The sequence below is a fragment of the Enterobacter cloacae complex sp. P24RS genome (genome assembly GCF_014982165.1).
Classification (GTDB): Bacteria; Pseudomonadota; Gammaproteobacteria; order Enterobacterales; family Enterobacteriaceae; genus Enterobacter; species Enterobacter quasihormaechei.
The window spans coordinates 146,580-165,860 of the sequence record NZ_JADCKU010000003.1 but is presented as its reverse complement, the minus strand read 5'-3'; the positions used below and the strand labels follow the sequence as shown (position 1 = coordinate 165,860).

Genomic DNA, 19,281 nt, shown 5'->3' with positions numbered 1-19,281 from the left:
TTATTTATGTACGCCTTTTGATGTGGCGTTAATTATTTATGTGTGACAACAGGTGTACAGGTTGGCGCGCTCAGCGTCGGTGCGGATCCTAAAATTCCCGGCATCATCATTGATGAACAATCAAAAATGCGCCCTTTTTCCGTCGTAGCGCGATAAGTCAGTTTTTGTCCTCCCAGTGCGTCCGGCTGGGCGCCGTTAACGTTGGTCACGGTTATTTCATCTGATGAGCCCAGCCCCAGCATTTTAGCGGTCTCTGCCTGTAGAAGTGGAATAGCCTGATCGGTTTTCAACGTGGAACAACCCGCCAGCATCAACGTAACGGTTATAACGATTAGTGGCTTTTTCATAAATTATCCTTGATATCCAATCAGTTAATTTTGCTGATTGTATTTATGTTTTCTTTTACCCAAACCAGCGAATAATATATTTCTCTTTCCTAATCGAAAAAACCCTCCTAAAGTAGGGTAGGTAGAGAATAATTCATCCGTACTCTAAGATATGCGAAGGTAAAAGGAGGATCCTTTGGGACAGAATTATGCGTTAGTCGTTGATGACCATCCATTGGTAGCAAGCGGCATCGCCAATTTTCTGATTACACATTGCCAATTTAAGCAGGCGTATGTGGTGACGAATGAGGATGATTGCTACCGTCAAATTAGGGACCATGGCCCGCCACGTTTGCTGGTAATCGATTTTTGGCTCTCGTCCGGTACGGCCTTGAAATTACTCAAAGAAGTAAAAGAACTTTACCCCCAGGTAAGACTCCTGGTGGTCAGCGGGGATGACAATAATGATATCTGGCGGAAAGTTCATGCCGCCGGGGGGCACGGATTTGTATTGAAAAGCGAGCCGCCAGAAATGTTCTCACGGGCCGTTTTTGCCCTCACTGATAATCTGACCTGGTTTCCTGAGGGTAACGAAATTTCCGTTAAGTCGAATAATGAGCGGTTAAGTAAATTTAACTTAACGCCGCGACAAATTGACGTATTAAATATGATTATGCGCGGTCTGCCAAATAAACGCATCGCCGCCCAGCTTTCAATTTCTGAACCCACGGTCAAAGAACACATCAGCAATATTTTGAAAAAGATAGGCGTTAACAGTCGGGTCGAAGCCATCACGCTTTTGCATGGCAAGCAGGAACCGTCGGAATGAGGTTTTTCCAGAGCTTACAAAACGAGGGTATCTCTGCTCCGGCGCAGATCCGTTTGCTAAACAACACGTTTCTGCGGCTGGTATTCAGCTTTAGCGCGGTGCCCTTTGTTGGTATTCCTTTCGCCATCTGGATTTATATGCTTGGGGACAAACTCGGCCCAACGATTATCTGGATAATCATTTATCTGCTATGTGCCTTGGCGATACGAATATTGCACCGACGCTATCAGCGCGAAGCGAAAGAAAACGATGAAAGGGACGTCCTGCGACGCTGGCTTCCGCGTATTAATAATATTGCCTTTATTCACGGGCTGGGCATTTCATCACTCTATTTAATTACGCCACAGACGCAGAACTTTGACTTTTTCCTGTTACTGAATATCAGCATCGCCGCTATCGTCGCCGCCAATGCGACGCATCTGACGCCGGTCATCAGCACCTTTACGCGCTTTTTCTTCGCCTCATGGGGGGTGCTGAACCTCGGTATTATCTGGCGGCTCGATGAGTTGATGTTCATCGTGCTCATGCTGAATCTGCTTTACGGCTTCGCGATTTATCGCCATGCGTTAACGTCACATGCGTTCTTTATTCAGCAAGCGCTGCTTGAGGAAAAAAGCTCGCGCCTGGCGGAACAGTTTCGTCAGGCTAAAGAGGACGCTGAGCAGGCGCTGCTGGATAAAAATCAGTTTCTGACAACCGCCAGCCACGATCTGCGCCAGCCTGTTCACGCTATGGGCTTTCTGATCGAAGCCATCCTCCACCGAAACCGGGACGACAGCCTGACGCCGCAACTTCTTGACCTACAGCAGAGCGTTCGCTCGGTACATTTGATGCTCAATTCTCTGCTCGATCTCAGCAAAATAGAATCCGGGAATGTACTTTCTGCCCCCGGCAAAGTGGATATCGGCGCTCTGCTCGACTCGGTCATCACGCTGTTTCGCGAAGAAGCCAACAGCCGCGCGCTTAGGCTGGGCACCCGGCGGCCTAAACGCCGCATTTACGTGATGGGCGATCCGCTGCTGGTGCGACAGTCCCTGATTAACCTGATTCAAAATGCCCTTCGCTACACGCTCCAGGGCGGCGTGCTGGTCGCCATCCGACCGCGCGGTGACGAGTGTATGGTGGAGGTGTGGGACACGGGGGTCGGTATCGCCGATGATGAGAAAGGCAAAATCTTCTCACCTTACTACCGCCCCGAGCTGGCATGGAAGATCGATAGCGCCGGGCACGGGCTGGGGCTGGCCGTCGTTGCCCGTTGTGCCAAGCTGATGAAGGTGAAATACGGGATGCAATCCATTGAAGGTAAAGGCTCACGCTTCTGGATGCGCTTCACCCAATACGCTGGCGAAGACATCGCGCCGGATATCCCGCCCGCCTCTGACCACACCGCCACGCCGGTACGCTATGCGCCGCTGCACGGTTCCTGCCTGGTCGTCGATGACGATCCGCTGGTGACGTCTGCCTGGGAGAGCCTGATGAGCGTCTGGGGAATCAACGTACGCTGTGCGGCCTCCGCTGAAGAAGCGTTTGCCATCATCGACGATGGCTTTACGCCGTTCGCCGTGCTGTGCGACCAGCGCCTGCGATCCGGCGAAAGCGGCTTTGACATCCTGAAAGCGCTTTTTGAACGCCTGCCGGATATGAGCGGCGCGATAGTCAGCGGCGAATTTAATTCACCGGTACTGCTGGAGGCAGAGCAGGAAGGGTACCTTGTACTCCGCAAGCCTCTTGAGCCGGCTAAGCTGCATGCGCTGCTTACGCAGTGGTCAGGATGTCGTTAAGGGAATGCAGAAGGGTTGATTCTGGCGGGCTTAGAATGCAAAAACGGACCTCCGTGGAGGTCCGTTAATATGAATTTGGTGCCCGGACTCGGAATCGAACCAAGGACACGGGGATTTTCAATCCCCTGCTCTACCGACTGAGCTATCCGGGCAACGGGGCGCATTAAACCCGATCCGCCCTCCGACGTCAACGAAATTTATTGCTTTCGGTGCAGACTGCACACTCTCTCACCATTTCGCCGCAAACTTAAGCGAAAAAGTGCGTCCAGAGCGCGGAAAGCGGCATGGCGAGCAGCAGGGCAGGGAGCATGTTCACCACTGCAAACATTTTGATGCCACAGATGCGCAGCCCTGTCGCCAGCAGCAACAGGCCGCCGACGGCGGTAAAGTCTGCCATCATCGCGGGCGTCGTCAGCGGCAGGATCAGCGTGGCGCAGGTGGCCAGCGCCAGCTGAATCAGCAGCATTGGCACGCAAATCGCGGCGACGGCGATGCCGAGCGTAGTGGCAAAAATAGTGGCGGTGAAGAAATCCAGGAACGCTTTCGCAATCAGGATGCTGGGATCGCCGGTCATTCCTTCCTGCATCGAACCGAAAATCCCCGTACCGCTGGCACAGAACAGAATAACGATCGCAACGTAGTTTTGAATAAACGACTCGTGCGTGCCGTGCTTCGCCTTGCCCGGTCGGGCAATCAGGTTTTTAGCTTTGCCTACCGCGCTATTTATGCCTCTTTCCAGATAGCAAAATTCGCCAATCAGCGCGCCGAGCAAGGTTGCCAGCACCATTACCGGCAGGTTGGCGCACTTCACCACTAAAAGGATACCAATCCCCAGCGACGCCAGGCCAAAAATGGAGGGCATGGAGACGCGAATACGCTCCGGCAACCGCTGGCTCAATACTGCCCCAAGTACACCGCCCAGCAGTACAGCTCCCGCATTGATAAAGGGTCCAATTACCACGTTTAACTCCTGTTATTTAAGCACTGGCATTGCATGATTATGGCACGTCCAGCCCTGATTATGGTTAGCTTTGGGAGGCGTAATGCATACTGATTCCTTCTTGCGCCTGAAAATAAAAGGTGACATGATTGCGCGAATTTTCTCCTTCCTGTCTCACCGTTCGGTGAGGGTATTTGCGCTTATGAAAACCATGAAAATTGCCGTCAGCCGTGAGCTGGTATCCAAAGTTTCTACGCACCGTGAAAAGGTGACGCTGGTTAACACCGATTTCACTGATGTGGCGGCAGTCGTCATTACGGTGGTTGAAAGCTACAGTGGCATTCTCGCGTTGCTGAAGCGTACGGGCTTTCAGCTACCGGTGTTTATGTTCTCGCATGAGCCAGGAGAGGTGCCTGATGGCGTCACGGCGATTATCTCGGGTAAAGCGCAGGAGTTCCTGGAACTGGAATCCGCCGCCTGTCGGTATGAAGAGAACCTGCTGCCACCTTTTTTTGACACCCTGAGCCAGTATGTCGCAATGGGGAACAGCACCTTTGCCTGTCCTGGTCATCAGCACGGCGCGTTTTTCAAAAAACATCCCGCCGGGCGCCAGTTCTACGACTTCTTCGGTGAAAACGTGTTTCGCGCCGATATGTGCAATGCCGACGTGAAGCTCGGGGATTTGCTGATCCACGAGGGTTCTGCCAAGCACGCGCAAAAGTTCGCGGCGAAGGTGTTCAACGCGGATAAAACCTACTTCGTGCTGAACGGCACGTCGGCTGCCAATAAAGTGGTGACCAATGCGCTGCTGACCCGTGGCGATCTGGTGCTGTTCGATCGTAATAACCATAAATCCAACCATCACGGGGCGCTGATCCAGGCGGGCGCCACGCCGGTGTATCTTGAGGCCGCGCGTAATCCGTTTGGTTTTATCGGCGGAATCGATGAACACTGCTTTGATGACGCGTATCTGCGGGACCTGATCCGCGAGGCGGCGCCGGAAAAGGCCAACGAGGCCCGCCCGTTCCGCCTGGCGATCATTCAGCTCGGTACCTACGACGGCACGATCTACAACGCCCGTCAGGTGATCGACAAGATCGGCCACCTGTGTGACTACATTCTGTTTGACTCCGCCTGGGTGGGCTACGAGCAGTTTATCCCGATGATGGCAGAAACGTCTCCGCTTCTGCTGGAGCTGAACGAGAACGATCCGGGAATTTTTGTGACCCAGTCGGTACACAAGCAGCAGGCCGGGTTCTCGCAAACGTCGCAGATCCATAAAAAGGATAACCACATCCGCGGTCAGGCGCGCTTCTGCCCGCACAAGCGGCTGAACAACGCGTTTATGCTGCACGCCTCCACCAGCCCGTTTTATCCGCTGTTTGCGGCGCTGGACGTGAACGCCAAAATTCACGAGGGCGAGAGCGGGCGCAGGCTGTGGGCGGAGTGCGTCGAGCTGGGCATTGAGGCGCGCAAGGCCATCATCGCCAACTGCCATATGATCAAGCCGTTTATCCCGCCAGTGGTGGCGGGGCGGCCGTGGCAGGATCACCCCACGCAGGTCATCGCCAGCGAGCGTCGCTTCTTTAGCTTCGAGCCGGGTGCAAAATGGCACGGTTTTGAAGGCTATGCTCGCGAGCAGTATTTCGTCGATCCGTGCAAGCTGCTGCTGACCACGCCGGGCATTGATGCGGAAACAGGTCACTATACCGATTTCGGCATTCCGGCGACCATTCTCGCCCACTACCTGCGCGAAAACGGCATTGTGCCGGAGAAGTGTGACCTCAACTCCATCCTGTTCCTGCTGACGCCAGCGGAGAGCGAGGAGAAGTTAATGCAGCTGGTGGCGATGCTGGGGCAGTTCGAACAGCATATTGAAGACGACACGCCGCTCGCGGATGTGCTGCCGACCATCTATCAGAAATACCCGGTGCGTTACCGCGACTACACGATCCGTCAGTTGTGCCAGGAGATGCACGATCTCTACGTCAGCTTTAACGTGAAGGATCTCCAGAAGGCGATGTTCCGCCAGGAGAGCCTGCCCGCCGTAGTGATGAACCCGCAGGATGCCAACCAGGAGTACATTCGCGGGAACGTAGAGCTGGTGCGTATTCGTGACGCTGAAGGGCGCATTGCCGCCGAAGGCGCGCTGCCATATCCGCCGGGCGTGCTGTGCGTGGTGCCGGGCGAAGTCTGGGGCGGGGCGGTACAGCGCTACTTCCTGGCGCTGGAGGAGGGCATTAATATGCTGCCTGGCTTCTCGCCGGAGTTGCAGGGCGTGTACAGCGAGAAGGATGCGGACGGGATAAAGCGACTTTATGGGTTCGTATTGAATGTTTGAACGTAGGCCGGGTAAGCGTTAGCGCCACCCGGCGAGTTGCTACAATACTGCGTCAGACTTCTGCGCGGCGGTACATCCTTCTCGGATGCCCAATCTTCCCGTACAGCATCTCCACCGTCAGAAAACCCACCTCCACGCAGTGTTCCAGATAGCGTCGGGTGGTGGTTTTACTCAGGCCCGTCTCGCTCACCACCTCATCCACCGTAAAGCAGTGCGCCGCCTTGCTGTTGAACAGCGTTTGCACCCGCGCCAGCGTGTTCTCCTCTATCCCTTTGCTGCCGTTGTCCAGACGATAATTTTTCGCCTGTAGCTGATAGAGCGAATCCACGTTCTGCTGGTCAACAATCTTCCAGACGCGCTGCTGCTCGGCAAACTGCACAAAACGCTCCAGCGACTGGCTCAGGCGCTTCCAGGATACCGGCTTGAGGATGTAGTCGAACGCGCCGTTACGAATGGCCTGGCTACAGGTGTCCATATCGCTGGCGGCGGTGATGAAAATCACCGAGCAGTTGGCGCGGGCCAGCATCGGGTTGCTGATAAGGGTGATGCCTTTGCCGTCCGGCAGGTAGTTATCCAGCAGCATCAGCTTCGGCTGTTTGCTCTCCAGCTGTCGCTGCGCGTCGGCCAATGACGCGGCAATCCCCACCAGCCTCAGGCGCGGATGTTTACCGATAAGCTCTGCGTGCAGTTGCGCCAGTTCGTTCTCGTCTTCAACAATCAGTACGTCGATAAGTTCATGTTGCATAGTCGGTATCTTCCAGTTCCTGTGCGGGGTGCCGGGCCGTTCCCGTGGCGGGAATAAACAGTGAGAAAATGGCACCGCGTGGGGTGTTATCGGCAACTTCAATTGCGCCGCCAGCCTGCGTGACGTAGCTTTCAATCAGATACAGGCCTATACCATGATCGCCGCGCGTTTTGGTGGTGATGCCGCGCTCAAAGATCCGGTCGCGGATCGCCGGTGTGATGCCGACGCCCTGGTCGGCGACTTCAATAATCAGTTCCTGCTCGTTCAGCTTTATCAGCACGTCTACCGGCGCATGCGGGAGCGGGGCGCGCTGGGTCGCTTCGATGGCGTTATCCAGCAAGTTCCCGATGATCGAGATAAGTTCCGATTCGTGCAGCGGCAGGAACGGTTTATCTACCCGGCAGGCCGGATCGAAACTCAGCTCAACGCCTTTCTCACGGGCGCGGGCGGCTTTTCCAAGCAGCAAACCGCACAGCGTCGGGGAGCTAAAGCGGGACGAGATAAAGTCCAGTAGCTCCTGAGCGTGTTCCGACTGCGCCTGTATGTAGCGGATCGCCTCGTCATAACGGCCCATATGCAGCAGGCCGGACAGCGTGGTCATGCGGTTCAGCTGTTCGTGGCGCATGATGCGCAGGTTATCAACGTAGCGCTTCACCTGGCTAAGCTGGGCGCTGAGCGAGTCGATCTCGTTGCGATCGCGAAAGGTGATCACCCAGCCCTGCAACGCATCTTCCAGCATGATCCGCACCCGGCTGGCAATGACCGTGAGATCGTTAAAGCGACAGATCTCATCGTGAGTGTCTTTCGCAAGCATGGTCTGCGCGTTAAAAAACGGGACGGGTGCGATCACCTGGCTAATGTGTTGACCGCGCAGTTCGCGGGCGGGCTGACGTAAGCCTAATAATTTACGCGCCGCCTGATTGATCACTTCAATGCGCAGGTCGTCATCGATGGCAATCACCCCTTCATAAATGGATTCCATCATTGCCTTTTGCTGACGCACCAGCAGGCCGATTTCGCGTGGTTCCAGAGAGAATATCTGCTTCTTGATGCTGCGGGTGAAGAACCAGGAGAAAATAAACAGGGCGATAAGCAGCAGCACGGCGGCAATCAGGATATTGACTACCTTGTTGACGGTGATGGTGTCCAGATAGCTTGTGAGATAGCCCACCGAAACAATCCCCACCACCTGCCCGGCATCATTAAAAATAGGGGCTTTGCTGCGTAGCGAAATACCTAACCCGCCCTTGCGGATGGTAATGGTGCTTTTGCCGTGTAATACCTCGTCGTTGTCCCCGCCAACCAGCGTTTTGCCCACCCGGTCAGCAAACACGGAGTGAAAAAGATGCAGCCCTTTATTGTCACCAATCACAATAAAACTGGCGTCGCTGTGGGCGGCTATTTTCTGCATAAAGTCATGGATGCTCTGGATATCCTTTTGTTCGACTTCTTTTCGCAGAGTGGGAATAAGCGCTATCTCTTCAGCCTGTATTTTTGCGCGCGCGCTCATTTCCTGATAAAGCTGCCTGCCGACGTCGACATAATAATATCCGCCCAGTAATGCGAACAGCACTGAGAAAAAGGCGACCAGCGAAATAAACAGCTTGATCTGAAACGATACTTTCATAACTATCACGCAAGGTATCAACAGGTTGGCTGAATATATCATCTTTTAACGCCAGGATGCCCGCTTTGCCGAAAACTTGTGATCCCTTGCACAGCACGTTCTGTAAAAGATTTTTCCGAAAGTCTCATTCTCTGGATGCTAACTGAATAAATGTTATTTCTATGTTCGGTTAGGAAAAGAAACCATAAAAACCACGGTAATAAATAAGGCATAAATCACATTAAATAATAGAAACCATTAAAACCATAGCGGCCATTAAAACTTCGCCTTTAATATGTCATCCCTCACATAAAGTAAGCCTTTGTGACTCTAAGCTGAACGCACAAAATAACTAAGGGGCTTATTATGAGCACAACTGACGATTCATTCTCTGTTACCCACGACCCGATTGATATTCAGCGGCCATCCCTCAAGGAGCGCTGGTGGCATATTATGGATACCTGGAAAATCGGCATTATTCCTTTGCCGCTGTTCGTTCTGGCGGGCGCGCTGATTGCGATTGATTGTCTGGGCGGAAAGCTGCCGAGCGACATCGTGGTGATGGTGGCCACGCTGGCCTTCTTCGGCTTTGCCTGCGGTGAGTTCGGCAAACGCCTGCCGATTGTCGGCAAGCTCGGCGCGGCGGCGATTTGCGCCACCTTTATCCCTTCCGCGCTGGTCTACTACGGTCTGCTGCCGGACGTGGTGGTAGAATCCACGACCAAATTCTACAAATCCACCAACATTCTCTACCTCTATATCTGCTGCATTATCGTCGGCAGCATCATGAGCATGAACCGCACCGTGCTGATCCAGGGCTTCCTGCGCATCTTCTTCCCGATGCTGTGCGGTGAAATCGTCGGCATGATTGTTGGCATGGGCGTGGGACTGGCGCTGGGCCTTGAGCCGTTCCAGATCTTCTTCTTTATCATTCTGCCGATCATGGCGGGCGGCGTCGGGGAAGGGGCGATCCCGCTCTCCATCGGCTATGCCACCCTGCTGCACATGGACCAGGGCGTGGCGCTTGGCCGCGTGCTGCCGATGGTGATGCTCGGCGGCCTGACGGCGATCATTATTTCCGGCTGCCTCAACCAGCTCGGGAAACGCTACCCGCACCTGACCGGCGAAGGCCAGCTGATGCCTAACCGCGCGAATGCGGATGCCACCGTCTCTCAGCCTGCGTTCTCCGGTAAAGCGGACGTGACCACTATCGCCTCCGGCGCGCTGCTGGCGGTGCTGCTGTACATGCTGGGCATGCTCGGCCACAAGCTGATTGGCCTGCCTGCGCCCGTTGGCATGCTGTTTATGGCGGTGCTGGTGAAGCTCTGCAACGGCGCCTCTCCGCGTCTGCTGGAGGGTTCCCAGGTGGTGTACAAATTCTTCCAGACCTCCGTGACCTATCCAATCCTGTTCGCCGTTGGCGTGGCAATTACCCCGTGGCACGAGCTGGTCGCGGCGTTCACCGTCAGCAACCTGCTGGTGATTATCAGCACCGTGTCTGCGCTGGTGGCGACCGGATTCTTCGTCGGCAAAAAAATCGGTATGCACCCGATTGATGTCGCCATCGTCTCCTGCTGCCAGAGCGGACAGGGCGGTACCGGCGACGTGGCGATCCTGACCGCAGGCAACCGCATGAGCCTGATGCCCTTCGCCCAGATTGCTACCCGTATCGGCGGCGCGATTAACGTCTCTGTCTCACTGCTGATTCTGGGCAACTTCCTCGTCTAAGTATTCAGGAAAAAACAATGAAACTCGCAAGCTTTTTATACCAGGGAAAACGCAGCTACGGCATCGTTCAGGCCGAGGGCGTGATTGATTTAGGCCGCCGCCTGGGCGACCGCTACGGCGACCTTAAAGCGCTGTTGCAGGGGAACGGTCTGGCGCAGGCCACCCGTTTTCTGAACGACGCGGTGGACGTGCCGCTGAACGCCATCACCTTCTTGCCGGTGATCGTGCAGCCGGAAAAAATCCTCTGCGTGGGCATGAACTACGCCGACAAGCGCAAGGAGTTTGACCAGCACAACCCGGCCCCGACGCTGTTTGTCCGCTTCCCGGATTCACAGACCGGGCACAACGAGCCGGTGCTGAAGCCGCGCCACTCCAGCGAATTCGATTACGAAGGCGAGCTGGCGGTGATCATCGGTAAGGGTGGGGAGAACATCAGCCGCGATGACGCCCTGCGCCACGTGGCGGGCTACAGCTGCTACATGGACGGCTCCGCCCGCGACTGGCAGCACACCTGGTTCACCGCCGGTAAAAACTGGCGTCAGACCGGCGCGTTTGGCCCCTGGATGGCGACGGCGGATGAGATCCCGGACCCGCACAGCCTGGCGATCCGCACGTGGCTTAACGGCCGCATGGTGCAGGAGGACAACACCAGCAGCATGATCCACAAGGTCGCGGAGCTCATCGAATACATCAGCACCTTCACCCGCCTTAGCCCGGGCGACGTGATCATCACCGGCTCCCCGGGCGGCGTGGGTAAAAAGCGCAACCCGCCGCTGTTTATGAAGGAGGGGGATCGCATTGAGGTGGAGATCGAGCATATCGGTCATCTGAGCAACGTGATCGTGGAAGCGCCAGCCGTCGGGCTTGCGGCGGCACACTGAGTGAGGCGGCAGCATGCAATCGCAACCCATTGATTTTCGCCATACCGTTGTGGCGAAACACCCGGAACGCTTAAGCCAGATCCGCTACCTGCTGGCAGACAGCGGCCTTGGCCTGGACAACGACATCACGCTGTTTGTTGAAGCCTGGTCCGGCGCGCAGCTGGTGGGTTGCGCAGGGCTGGCTGCCAACGTCATCAAGTGCGTGGCGGTCAACGAGCAGCTTCGTGGGGAAAACCTCAGCGCGCGGCTGCTGGCAGAGGTGGAGAATGCGGCGCTGGAGCGCGGCCATTTTCACCTCTTCCTCTGCACCCGTCCATGCAATAAGGAGCGCTTTGGCCGCAGCGGCTTCTGGCCGATTGCCCAAAGCGGGAACAACGCGGTGCTGATGGAGAACACCCCGCAGGGGATCGCGCGCTACTGCCGTACCTTAAGCCGGATGCGAAAGGGCGGGGAGAAAACTGGCGCGATTGTGATGAACGCCAATCCGTTCACCCTCGGCCACCGCCATCTGGTGGAGCAGGCGGCGGCGCAGTGCGATGCCCTGCATCTGTTTGTGGTGCGTGAAGACGCCTCGTTCTTCCCGTTCAGCGCGCGCCTTGAGATGGTGCGCGCGGGCGTGGCGCATCTGCCGAACGTGGTGGTGCATGAAGGCTCGCAGTACATCATCTCGCGCGCCACGTTTCCGGCCTACTTTCTCAAAGAGACCGGCAAAGTGCAGCAGGCGTGGAGCGAGATCGACGTGCTGATCTTCCGCGACTTTATCGCCCCGGCGCTCGGCATCACGCACCGCTTTATCGGCTCGGAGCCGTTCTGCGATATCACCCGCCAGTACAACCAGACGCTGCACGATCTGCTGGCCTCGCACATTGAGGTGGTGGAGATGCCGCGCATCAAGGCCACCGGCAACGCCATTTCGGCGTCCGAAGTGCGCCGTTTACTCAAGACACAGCAGTTTACCCGGATCCGGGAGATTGTCCCGGACTCCACCTTCGCGCATCTCGAAGCGCATTATCGCGCGAGTGCGGAAGTCGCATAACTATCAGGAATTTATCATGAATATTGTAAGGGAGGCGCTGGCCGGAACGCAGGAGTCCAGCGACCTGATGGTGAAAATCGCCCCCGCTCACGGCGAGCTGGAGATTGTCATCCACAGTGAAGTGATTAAGCAGTTTGGCGAGCACATTCGCCAGGTGGTCGACGACACGCTGCGCGCCATGAACGTGCATCAGGGATTAATCATTATTGAAGACAAAGGGGCGCTGGACTGTGCAATCCGCGCCCGCCTGCAAAGCGCGCTTCTGCGTGCTGCCGATGAACAGGCCATCAACTGGGAGGCGCTGAAATGAGCAAACTCCGCCGCAGTATGCTGTTCCTGCCGGGCGCCAACGCCGCCATGCTCTCCACCGCGTTTATCTACCGGCCAGACGCCATCATGTTCGATCTTGAAGATGCAGTGGCCCTGCGCGAGAAAGATACCGCACGCATGCTGGTGTTCCACGCGTTGCAGCATCCGATGTATCAGGATATCGAAACCGTGGTGCGCATAAACCCGCTGAGCACGCCGTTTGGCCTGCTGGATCTGGAGGCCGCCGTGCATGCGGGCGTGGACGTGATCCGCCTGCCGAAAACCGACACGCCGGATGACATCTACGAGCTGGAAGGCCACCTTGAGCGTATCGAGCAGGAGTGCGGGCGCGAGGTGGGTTCTACCCGCGTGATGGCAGCGATTGAATCGGCTATTGGCGTCATCAATGCCGTGGCGATTGCCCGCAGCTCGCCGCGTCTGATCGGCATTGCGCTGGCGGCCTTTGACTACGTAATGGACATGCAGACCGAGCGCGGCGACGGCACCGAGCTGTTCTACGCCCGCTGCGCGGTGCTGCACGCCGCCCGCGCAGCGGGCATCGATGCCTTCGACGTGGTGTGGTCAGACGTTAACGACGAAGCCGGGTTCCTGCGCGAGGTCGACCTGATCCGCAAGATGGGCTTTAACGGCAAATCGCTGATTAACCCGCGCCAGATTGACCTGCTGCACAACGCCTACGCCCCGACGCAGGAAGAGGTGGAGCACGCCAAAAGGGTGATTGAAGCGGCAGAAGAGGGCGAGCGTAACGGCCTGGGCGTGGTCTCGCTCAACGGCAAAATGGTCGACGCCCCGATTATTAACCACGCGCAGGTGGTGCTGGAGCGCGCAGCGGCTTCCGGCGTGCGTCGGTAAGGATGACAAAATGAATCAGACAGAACTTCTCCACGTGAACTTCCCCCATCTGCGGGACCTGAAACCCTTTGATACCGCTCACAGCGCGACGCCCTGGCTGGCGGACAGGGACGTGAAGCACAACCGCAAGCTCTGTGCCTCCCTCGAAGAAGCCGTAGCGCGCAGCGGCTTGCAGGACGGGATGACCATCTCCTTCCACCATGCCTTTCGCGAAGGCGACCGGGTGATCAACACCGTTGTGGCGCTGCTGGCGCGGAAGGGATTTAAAAATTTGACCCTGGCCTCCAGCTCGCTAATGACCTGCAACGACGCGCTGATCGAGCATATCGAAAGCGGCGTGATTACCCGGATTTACACCTCCGGCATGCGCGGCAGGCTGGCGGACGCCATCTCCCACGGGCTGATGGACGAGCCGGTACAGATTCACTCCCACGGCGGGCGCGTGAAGCTGCTCCAGGACGGCGAGCTGAACATCGATGTGGCGTTTCTCGGCGTGCCGTGCAGCGATGCGTTTGGCAACGCCAACGGGACGCACGGAAAATCGTGCTGCGGTTCGCTGGGCTACGCCATGGTGGACGCGCACTTTGCCCGCAAGGTGGTGCTGCTAACCGAAGAACTGGTGCCGTTCCCAAATATGCCCGCCAGCCTGGTGCAGGACCAGGTGGACTACGTCGTGCAGGTGGAGAGCGTGGGCGACCCGGCGAAAATCAGCGTCGGCGCGGCGCGCGTCACCAGCAACCCGCGCGAGCTGATGATCGCCCGCTATGCGGCGGACGTGATTGAGCGCTCCGGCTATTTCAAACCGGGCTTCTCGATGCAGACCGGCTCCGGCGCGGCGGCCACCGCCTGCACCCGTTTTATGGAAGAGAAGATGGAGCGCAGCGGCGTGAAGGCCCGCTTTGCGCTCGGCGGCATCACCGGCAGCCTGGTGGATCTGCACGAGAAGGGGCTTATCGAAAAGCTGCTCGACACCCAGTGCTTTGACGGCCAGGCGGCGGCTTCGCTGGCGCGCAATCCGAACCACGTGGAGATCTCCACCAACGTCTACGCCAACCCCGGCAGCAAGGCGGCAAGCTGCGATCAGCTCGACGTGGTGATCCTCAGCGCGCTGGAAATTGACGTTGATTTTAACGTTAACGTCATCACCGGCTCCGACGGCGTGATGCGTGGCGCTTCCGGCGGGCACTGCGACGTGGCGGCGGCAGCCAACCTGACCATCGTCGTCGCGCCGCTGCTGCGCAGCCGCATTCCGACGGTGGTCAAGCGCGTCACCACGCGCCTCACGCCGGGCGAGAGCATCGACGTGTTGGTCACCGACCACGGCATTGCGGTCAACCCGGCGCGCCCGGAGATCCGCGAGCGCCTGATGGCGGCAGGATTGAAGGTTGTGGATATCAATGCGCTCTACGAGCGGGCGATTTCCCTGACGGGGATACCGAAACCGATTGAATTTACCGACAAAATCGTCGGCGTCATCCGCTACCGCGACGGCAGCGTGATCGACACCGTGCGACAGGTGAAGGAGTGAATATGACGATTGCGACACCCGTGCGGGCGGGTGTCAGCCTGGACGAACTGCTGGTGGCGAAAGATCGCCGCGCGGCGCGCCAGGCCGACATGCTCACGCACTATCAACAACCGGTGATTTCCCTCACGCTGGTCACGCCCGGGGACATTAAAGACAGCCTGCGCTATCGCAACACCATGGGCGTGGCGCTCCAGATGTGCGACCAGCTGCTGTGGGAGAACCGCTGGCAGGTGCTGGACCGCCAGGTGCTGTGGCTGCCCACCGGACCGGAAGCCTTGTGGTGCGTCGCCCATCCGGCGGCGGAAATCAAAGCGCACTGCGCGGAGCTGGAGCAGACGCACCCGCTCGGCAGGCTGTGGGACCTGGATGTAATCTGTCCTCAGAACGGCCACGTCGGGCGCCAGTCGCTGGGGGCAAACCTCAGGCGCTGCCTGATCTGCGACGAGCCCGCGCATGCCTGCTCCCGTTCGCGTCGCCATCCCGTTGAGCAGGTAGTTTCCCGCGTGGAGAAGACGATCGATGACTGGTTTGCTCGCGACTAAACCGCGCCCGATTGATGTGCCCGCGCTTGCCGAAGCGGCGCTGTGGCAGGAGCTGGAGCTGACGCCCAAGCCTGGGCTTGTGGACACGCTCAATAGCGGTTCCCACCGCGATATGGATCATGCCCTGTTTGTCCGCAGCATTACGGCGATTACGCCGTGGTTTGCCCGTTTTGCGGAGCTGGGCGAGGCACATGCGGACAAGCCAGCCGCTCAGCAGCTGCGGATTATCCGCCCGATGGGGATGGCCTGCGAACAGGCGATGTACGCCGCGACGGACGGGGTAAACACGCACAAGGGCGGGATTTTTGCCCTCGGTTTGCTCTGCTTCGCTGCCGGGCGTGTGAAAAATGTCTCCGCCGGCAGCCTCTGTTGTGAGGTAAGTAACATTTGTCGTGGGCTGGTGGCGCGTGAGCTCGTTGGGCGCAGCGGGCAGGCAACGGCGGGCGAGCGGCAGTTTCAGCTGTACGGTCTCACCGGCGCGCGCGGCGAGGCAGAAAGCGGCTTCAGCACGGTGCGTAACGCGCTGAAGCAGTGGAAGGGGAATTCCCTTCATGACCTGTTGTTACGCCTGATGGCCATCAACCAGGACAGCAATCTGGTGTCGCGCGGCGGTATGGAGGGGCTGCGCTACGTACAACGTTACGCGCGGGAACTGCTGGCGAACGGCTGGGATCGCGATGCGTTGCTGAGGATGGATAGGGCGTTTATTGAACGAAACCTGAGTCCGGGCGGCAGCGCGGATTTGCTGTCGGTGGGGTGGGTGCTGTCTGCCATAAAATAGCCGGGGGGCGGCTACGCCTTACCCGGCCTACGGTCTGGTTTTGTAGGCCCGGTAAGCGAAGCGCCACCGGGCACAACAATTAATGCGCGATCGGCTGCGCACCGTGCGGTTCGCGAACGTGCTTGTACTGGAACAGCGCGAGGAACGCGAAGAACAGCACCAGCGAATACGCCGCGAAGATCAGCCACACCGGCTGCCAGTCGGTAATGCCGTTGGTGGTGTACATCTCAACCACTTTACCGCTCACCACGCCGCCCAGAATACAGCCGAAGCCGTTGGTCATCATCAGGAACATGCCCTGCGCGCTGGCGCGGATTTCAGGCTTCACCTCTTTTTCCACAAACACCGAACCGGAAATGTTGAAGAAGTCGAAGGCGCAGCCGTAAACAATCATCGACAGCACCAGCAGTACGGTGCCGAACGCGCTCGGGTCGCCGTAGGCGAACAGGCCGAAGCGCAGCATCCACGCGGCGATGCTGATCAGCATGACGTTTTTGATGCCGTAGCGGCTCAGGAAGAACGGGATGGTCAGGATGAACAGCGTCTCGGAGATCTGCGAGATAGACATCATCACCGACGCGTGCTCAACGATAAAGCTCCCGGCAAACAGCGGATCATTATCGAAGCTGTGCAGGAAGGTGTTACCGAACATGTTGGTGATTTGCAGCTCCGCGCCCAGCAGCATGGAGAAGATAAAGAAGATCGCCATGCGCTTGTTTTTGAACAGGGCGAAGGCGTCCAGGCCAAGCATGGTGCTCCAGCTCTGGTTTTTCTGCTGGTTAGACACCGGAATGGTTGGCAGCGTCAGGGTGAACAGCGCCAGCAGTACGGAGAGCGCAGCACCAATATACAGCTGCATGTGGCTCAGCTCGAAGCCCGCGAAGCTCACGCCCCACATCGCCATGATAAAGCCGATGGTGCCCCAGATACGGATTGGCGGGAAGTCGGTGACGATATCCAGACCGGCAGATTTCAGGCGGTAGTAGGAGATGGAGTTGATCAGCCCAAGCGTTGGCATATACGCCAGCGAGTTAAGCAGGATCACCATAAACATCGCCCCCGGCGTGGTCACTTCGGCCGCCATAAACAGCGTCCCCGCACCCACCAGATGGCAAAGCATATACAGCCATTTCGCACTTAACCATTTATCCGCCACGATACCGAGCAGCGTTGGCATGAAAACAGCCGCAATACCCAGCGAGCTGTAGACGGCACCGATTGACGCACCATCAAACTTGAGCGTCACAAACATATAGGAGCCGAGTGTAGTCAGCCAGCTACCCCACAGGCAGAACTGCAGAAACGACAAGATTTTAAGCTGCAGCTTAAGGTTCATGTTACTTTCCTCACAAGTGAGCGGGAGATATGTTGTTATAGGAACATTCAGGGTTGTTATTTGATGCAATTCTATCAGCAGGCGAGGTTATGTTTTGTTACCTCCCGCAAAAAAATGCAATCCACATTAATTTGCAGTCTGGATTGTGATGCAAATAGCATTTTCGTATGGATGGAGAGAAGCAGAACACCTTCTCCTTACAGGAGAAGGTGTGTTGATTATCGACGACGATAGTTTTTCTGCGCCGTATTCACCTTATACAGGTACCGGCGGGATTCCGCAGACGGGTGGCGGGTGGTGAGAGTAGCGTACACGTCCCCCGGCGCCATGCTGTTGATGATATTCGCAGCCTGCACCTTGTCGTTCGAGAAGACGCGCAGCACGCTGCCCGCCCCGCCGTTGTAGGCGGTGATCACCGCATAGCGACGTGACGTTGGGTTATCAATTCCGCCGAGATAGACATTGTTCAGCATCGCCAGATAGGCCGTGCCGGTATCAATGTTGCTTTGCGGATCGAACAGGTAGCTGCGGCTCGGCGTGCCGGATTTCCCCTGCGAGCGGAACACGTCTTTACCAGCGCTGTGCTGCACAACCTGCATCAGCCCCAGCGCGTCGGAACGGCTCACCGCGTACGGGTTGAACGAGGATTCGGTCTGCATAATCGCCAGGATCAGCGACTCGTCCACGCCATACTTACGCGACGCCTGACGCACCATGCCCAGATACTTATGCGCACGCTTGTCGAGGTGGTTCGGCACCAGGTTAATGGTCACGCTGTAAATCACCTTCAGGCCGTTGGTGCGGCTTTTCAGGCGGGTTTGCAGCAGGTAGTCGGCGAATTTGGTGGCGCGGCCTTCCCAGCGGATCGGCTGACCGGTCTGGTCTACGACCTGGCCATACAGGAACGGCTCTTTGGAGATGGTAATGTCATCGGCATCAGAATAGAGATCGATAGATCTCGGATCGTCGCCCATCAGCAGGGTCTTGATGATGGCCTGACGTAAATGCGCCGCAGGTTCAGTCCCCGCGATGGTTTCAACCGTAATCGTACCGTCATCGAAGTTGATGTGGCTACGGGTCTGATAGGCGTCGGTGTACTTAACGTAGTCCTTCGGTCCGGCAATCAGGACTTCGTTAAATCCCCATATATTTTCGATGTTGTGGGCAAACTGCCCCATCAAAATGTCAAAACCGTTGGTGTCCTTAACCCAGGCTTCGTTATAGCTATCGCCCTTTTTGGAAGAACAAGACACAAGCAACGGCGCAACAAGTGCTAGCGCTAAAAGTTTTTTCATCATTCCGGGAGTGCGTGTTGTGTTTGCTTAGTCGTTGCTTTCGCCGGGTGGCGCTGCGCTTACCCGGCCTACAAAACCGTAGGCCCGTGCAAGCAAAGCGCCGCCGGGCAACAGCCGCAGAGTATTATTTTTCCGGTGGCGTATAGCCTTCGATGTGTACGTCTTTGCCCTCGAACAGGAAGTTCACCATCTCCTGCTCCAGCAGCTTGCGGTGCTCCGGGTTCATCATGCTGAGCTTTTTCTCGTTGATCAGCATGGTCTGTTTTTTCTGCCACTGTCCCCAGGCTTCTTTGGAGATCTCGTTATAGATGCGCTTACCCAGGTCGCCCGGGTAGAGCTGGAAATCCTGGCCTTCAGCGTCGCGCTGTAGGAAAGTACAAAAAATGGTTCTGGCCATACTCATT

General features: G+C 57.1%; 18 protein-coding genes and 1 tRNA gene. 11 read left to right on the top strand and 8 right to left on the bottom strand.

Features of this window, described 5'->3' with window-relative positions:
- Positions 1-32: 32 nt before the first annotated feature.
- Complete coding sequence (locus INF58_RS03415; protein ID WP_063451200.1) at positions 33-347, bottom strand: lipoprotein; 315 nt, start codon at positions 345-347, stop codon at positions 33-35.
- 175 nt (positions 348-522) lie between these two features.
- Between INF58_RS03415 and INF58_RS03410 the strand changes: the two genes are divergently transcribed.
- Positions 523-1,155 carry a response regulator transcription factor gene (locus INF58_RS03410; protein ID WP_112793091.1) on the top strand — a complete coding sequence of 211 codons (633 nt, stop codon included), beginning with the start codon at positions 523-525 and terminating at the stop codon, positions 1,153-1,155.
- Complete coding sequence (locus INF58_RS03405; RefSeq protein ID WP_193527002.1) at positions 1,152-2,936, top strand: hybrid sensor histidine kinase/response regulator; 1,785 nt, start codon at positions 1,152-1,154, stop codon at positions 2,934-2,936. Before INF58_RS03410 ends, INF58_RS03405 begins: the two co-directional genes overlap by 4 nt.
- Before the next feature lie 76 nt (positions 2,937-3,012).
- Here INF58_RS03405 and INF58_RS03400 read toward each other — a convergent pair.
- A tRNA-Phe gene (locus INF58_RS03400) sits at positions 3,013-3,088 on the bottom strand.
- 95 nt (positions 3,089-3,183) lie between these two features.
- Positions 3,184-3,897: a DUF554 domain-containing protein gene (locus INF58_RS03395; RefSeq protein ID WP_064909939.1), complete on the bottom strand. Its 714-nt coding sequence runs from the start codon at positions 3,895-3,897 to the stop codon at positions 3,184-3,186.
- A 181-nt stretch (positions 3,898-4,078) separates the two neighbouring features.
- Here INF58_RS03395 and INF58_RS03390 point away from each other — a divergent pair, with 181 nt between their 5' ends.
- Positions 4,079-6,217: an ornithine decarboxylase gene (locus INF58_RS03390; protein WP_193527001.1), complete on the top strand. Its 2,139-nt coding sequence runs from the start codon at positions 4,079-4,081 to the stop codon at positions 6,215-6,217.
- A gap of 52 nt (positions 6,218-6,269) precedes the next feature.
- Here the strand turns inward: INF58_RS03390 and INF58_RS03385 are convergent, their stop codons facing one another.
- Positions 6,270-6,962: a response regulator gene (locus INF58_RS03385; RefSeq protein ID WP_193527000.1), complete on the bottom strand. Its 693-nt coding sequence runs from the start codon at positions 6,960-6,962 to the stop codon at positions 6,270-6,272.
- Positions 6,952-8,589: a sensor histidine kinase gene (locus INF58_RS03380; RefSeq protein WP_193526999.1), complete on the bottom strand. Its 1,638-nt coding sequence runs from the start codon at positions 8,587-8,589 to the stop codon at positions 6,952-6,954. Before INF58_RS03380 ends, INF58_RS03385 begins: the two co-directional genes overlap by 11 nt.
- A 345-nt stretch (positions 8,590-8,934) precedes the next feature.
- On the opposite strand from INF58_RS03380, the gene INF58_RS03375 reads away from it, so the two are divergent.
- The 8 genes from INF58_RS03375 to citG are packed head-to-tail and all read left to right on the top strand — an operon-like array spanning position 8,935 to position 16,246.
- Entirely contained in the window at positions 8,935-10,296 is a 1,362-nt protein-coding gene (locus INF58_RS03375; RefSeq protein WP_022649371.1) for a 2-hydroxycarboxylate transporter family protein, read from the top strand.
- 17 nt (positions 10,297-10,313) lie between these two features.
- Positions 10,314-11,177 carry a fumarylacetoacetate hydrolase family protein gene (locus INF58_RS03370; RefSeq protein WP_015571851.1) on the top strand — a complete coding sequence of 288 codons (864 nt, stop codon included), beginning with the start codon at positions 10,314-10,316 and terminating at the stop codon, positions 11,175-11,177.
- A gap of 13 nt (positions 11,178-11,190) precedes the next feature.
- On the top strand, positions 11,191-12,213 hold the full coding sequence (gene citC / locus INF58_RS03365) for a [citrate (pro-3S)-lyase] ligase (protein WP_112791622.1): 1,023 nt from the start codon (positions 11,191-11,193) through the stop codon (positions 12,211-12,213).
- A 16-nt stretch (positions 12,214-12,229) separates the two neighbouring features.
- Positions 12,230-12,523, top strand: coding sequence for a citrate lyase acyl carrier protein (gene citD / locus INF58_RS03360; RefSeq protein WP_107533737.1), 294 nt, complete (start codon positions 12,230-12,232; stop codon positions 12,521-12,523).
- The gene (gene citE, locus INF58_RS03355; protein ID WP_112791624.1) at positions 12,520-13,395 is read left to right on the top strand and encodes a citrate (pro-3S)-lyase subunit beta; all 876 of its coding nucleotides are present in this window, start codon (positions 12,520-12,522) and stop codon (positions 13,393-13,395) included. Before citD ends, citE begins: the two co-directional genes overlap by 4 nt.
- Positions 13,396-13,405: 10 nt before the next feature.
- Positions 13,406-14,923, top strand: coding sequence for a citrate lyase subunit alpha (gene citF / locus INF58_RS03350; RefSeq protein WP_193526998.1), 1,518 nt, complete (start codon positions 13,406-13,408; stop codon positions 14,921-14,923).
- Positions 14,924-14,925: 2 nt separating this feature from the next.
- The gene (gene citX, locus INF58_RS03345) at positions 14,926-15,465 is read left to right on the top strand and encodes a citrate lyase holo-[acyl-carrier protein] synthase (protein WP_193526997.1); all 540 of its coding nucleotides are present in this window, start codon (positions 14,926-14,928) and stop codon (positions 15,463-15,465) included.
- Positions 15,443-16,246, top strand: coding sequence for a triphosphoribosyl-dephospho-CoA synthase CitG (gene citG / locus INF58_RS03340; RefSeq protein ID WP_193526996.1), 804 nt, complete (start codon positions 15,443-15,445; stop codon positions 16,244-16,246). Before citX ends, citG begins: the two co-directional genes overlap by 23 nt.
- A gap of 79 nt (positions 16,247-16,325) precedes the next feature.
- Here the strand turns inward: citG and INF58_RS03335 are convergent, their stop codons facing one another.
- The 3 genes from INF58_RS03335 to INF58_RS03325 form a co-directional block, all read right to left on the bottom strand.
- Positions 16,326-17,582, bottom strand: coding sequence for a nucleoside permease (locus INF58_RS03335; protein WP_193526995.1), 1,257 nt, complete (start codon positions 17,580-17,582; stop codon positions 16,326-16,328).
- 218 nt (positions 17,583-17,800) lie between these two features.
- Positions 17,801-18,877 carry a membrane-bound lytic murein transglycosylase MltC gene (gene mltC, locus INF58_RS03330; protein WP_193527098.1) on the bottom strand — a complete coding sequence of 359 codons (1,077 nt, stop codon included), beginning with the start codon at positions 18,875-18,877 and terminating at the stop codon, positions 17,801-17,803.
- A 124-nt stretch (positions 18,878-19,001) separates the two neighbouring features.
- Positions 19,002-19,274: an oxidative damage protection protein gene (locus tag INF58_RS03325; RefSeq protein ID WP_003862425.1), complete on the bottom strand. Its 273-nt coding sequence runs from the start codon at positions 19,272-19,274 to the stop codon at positions 19,002-19,004.
- Positions 19,275-19,281 lie beyond the last annotated feature (7 nt).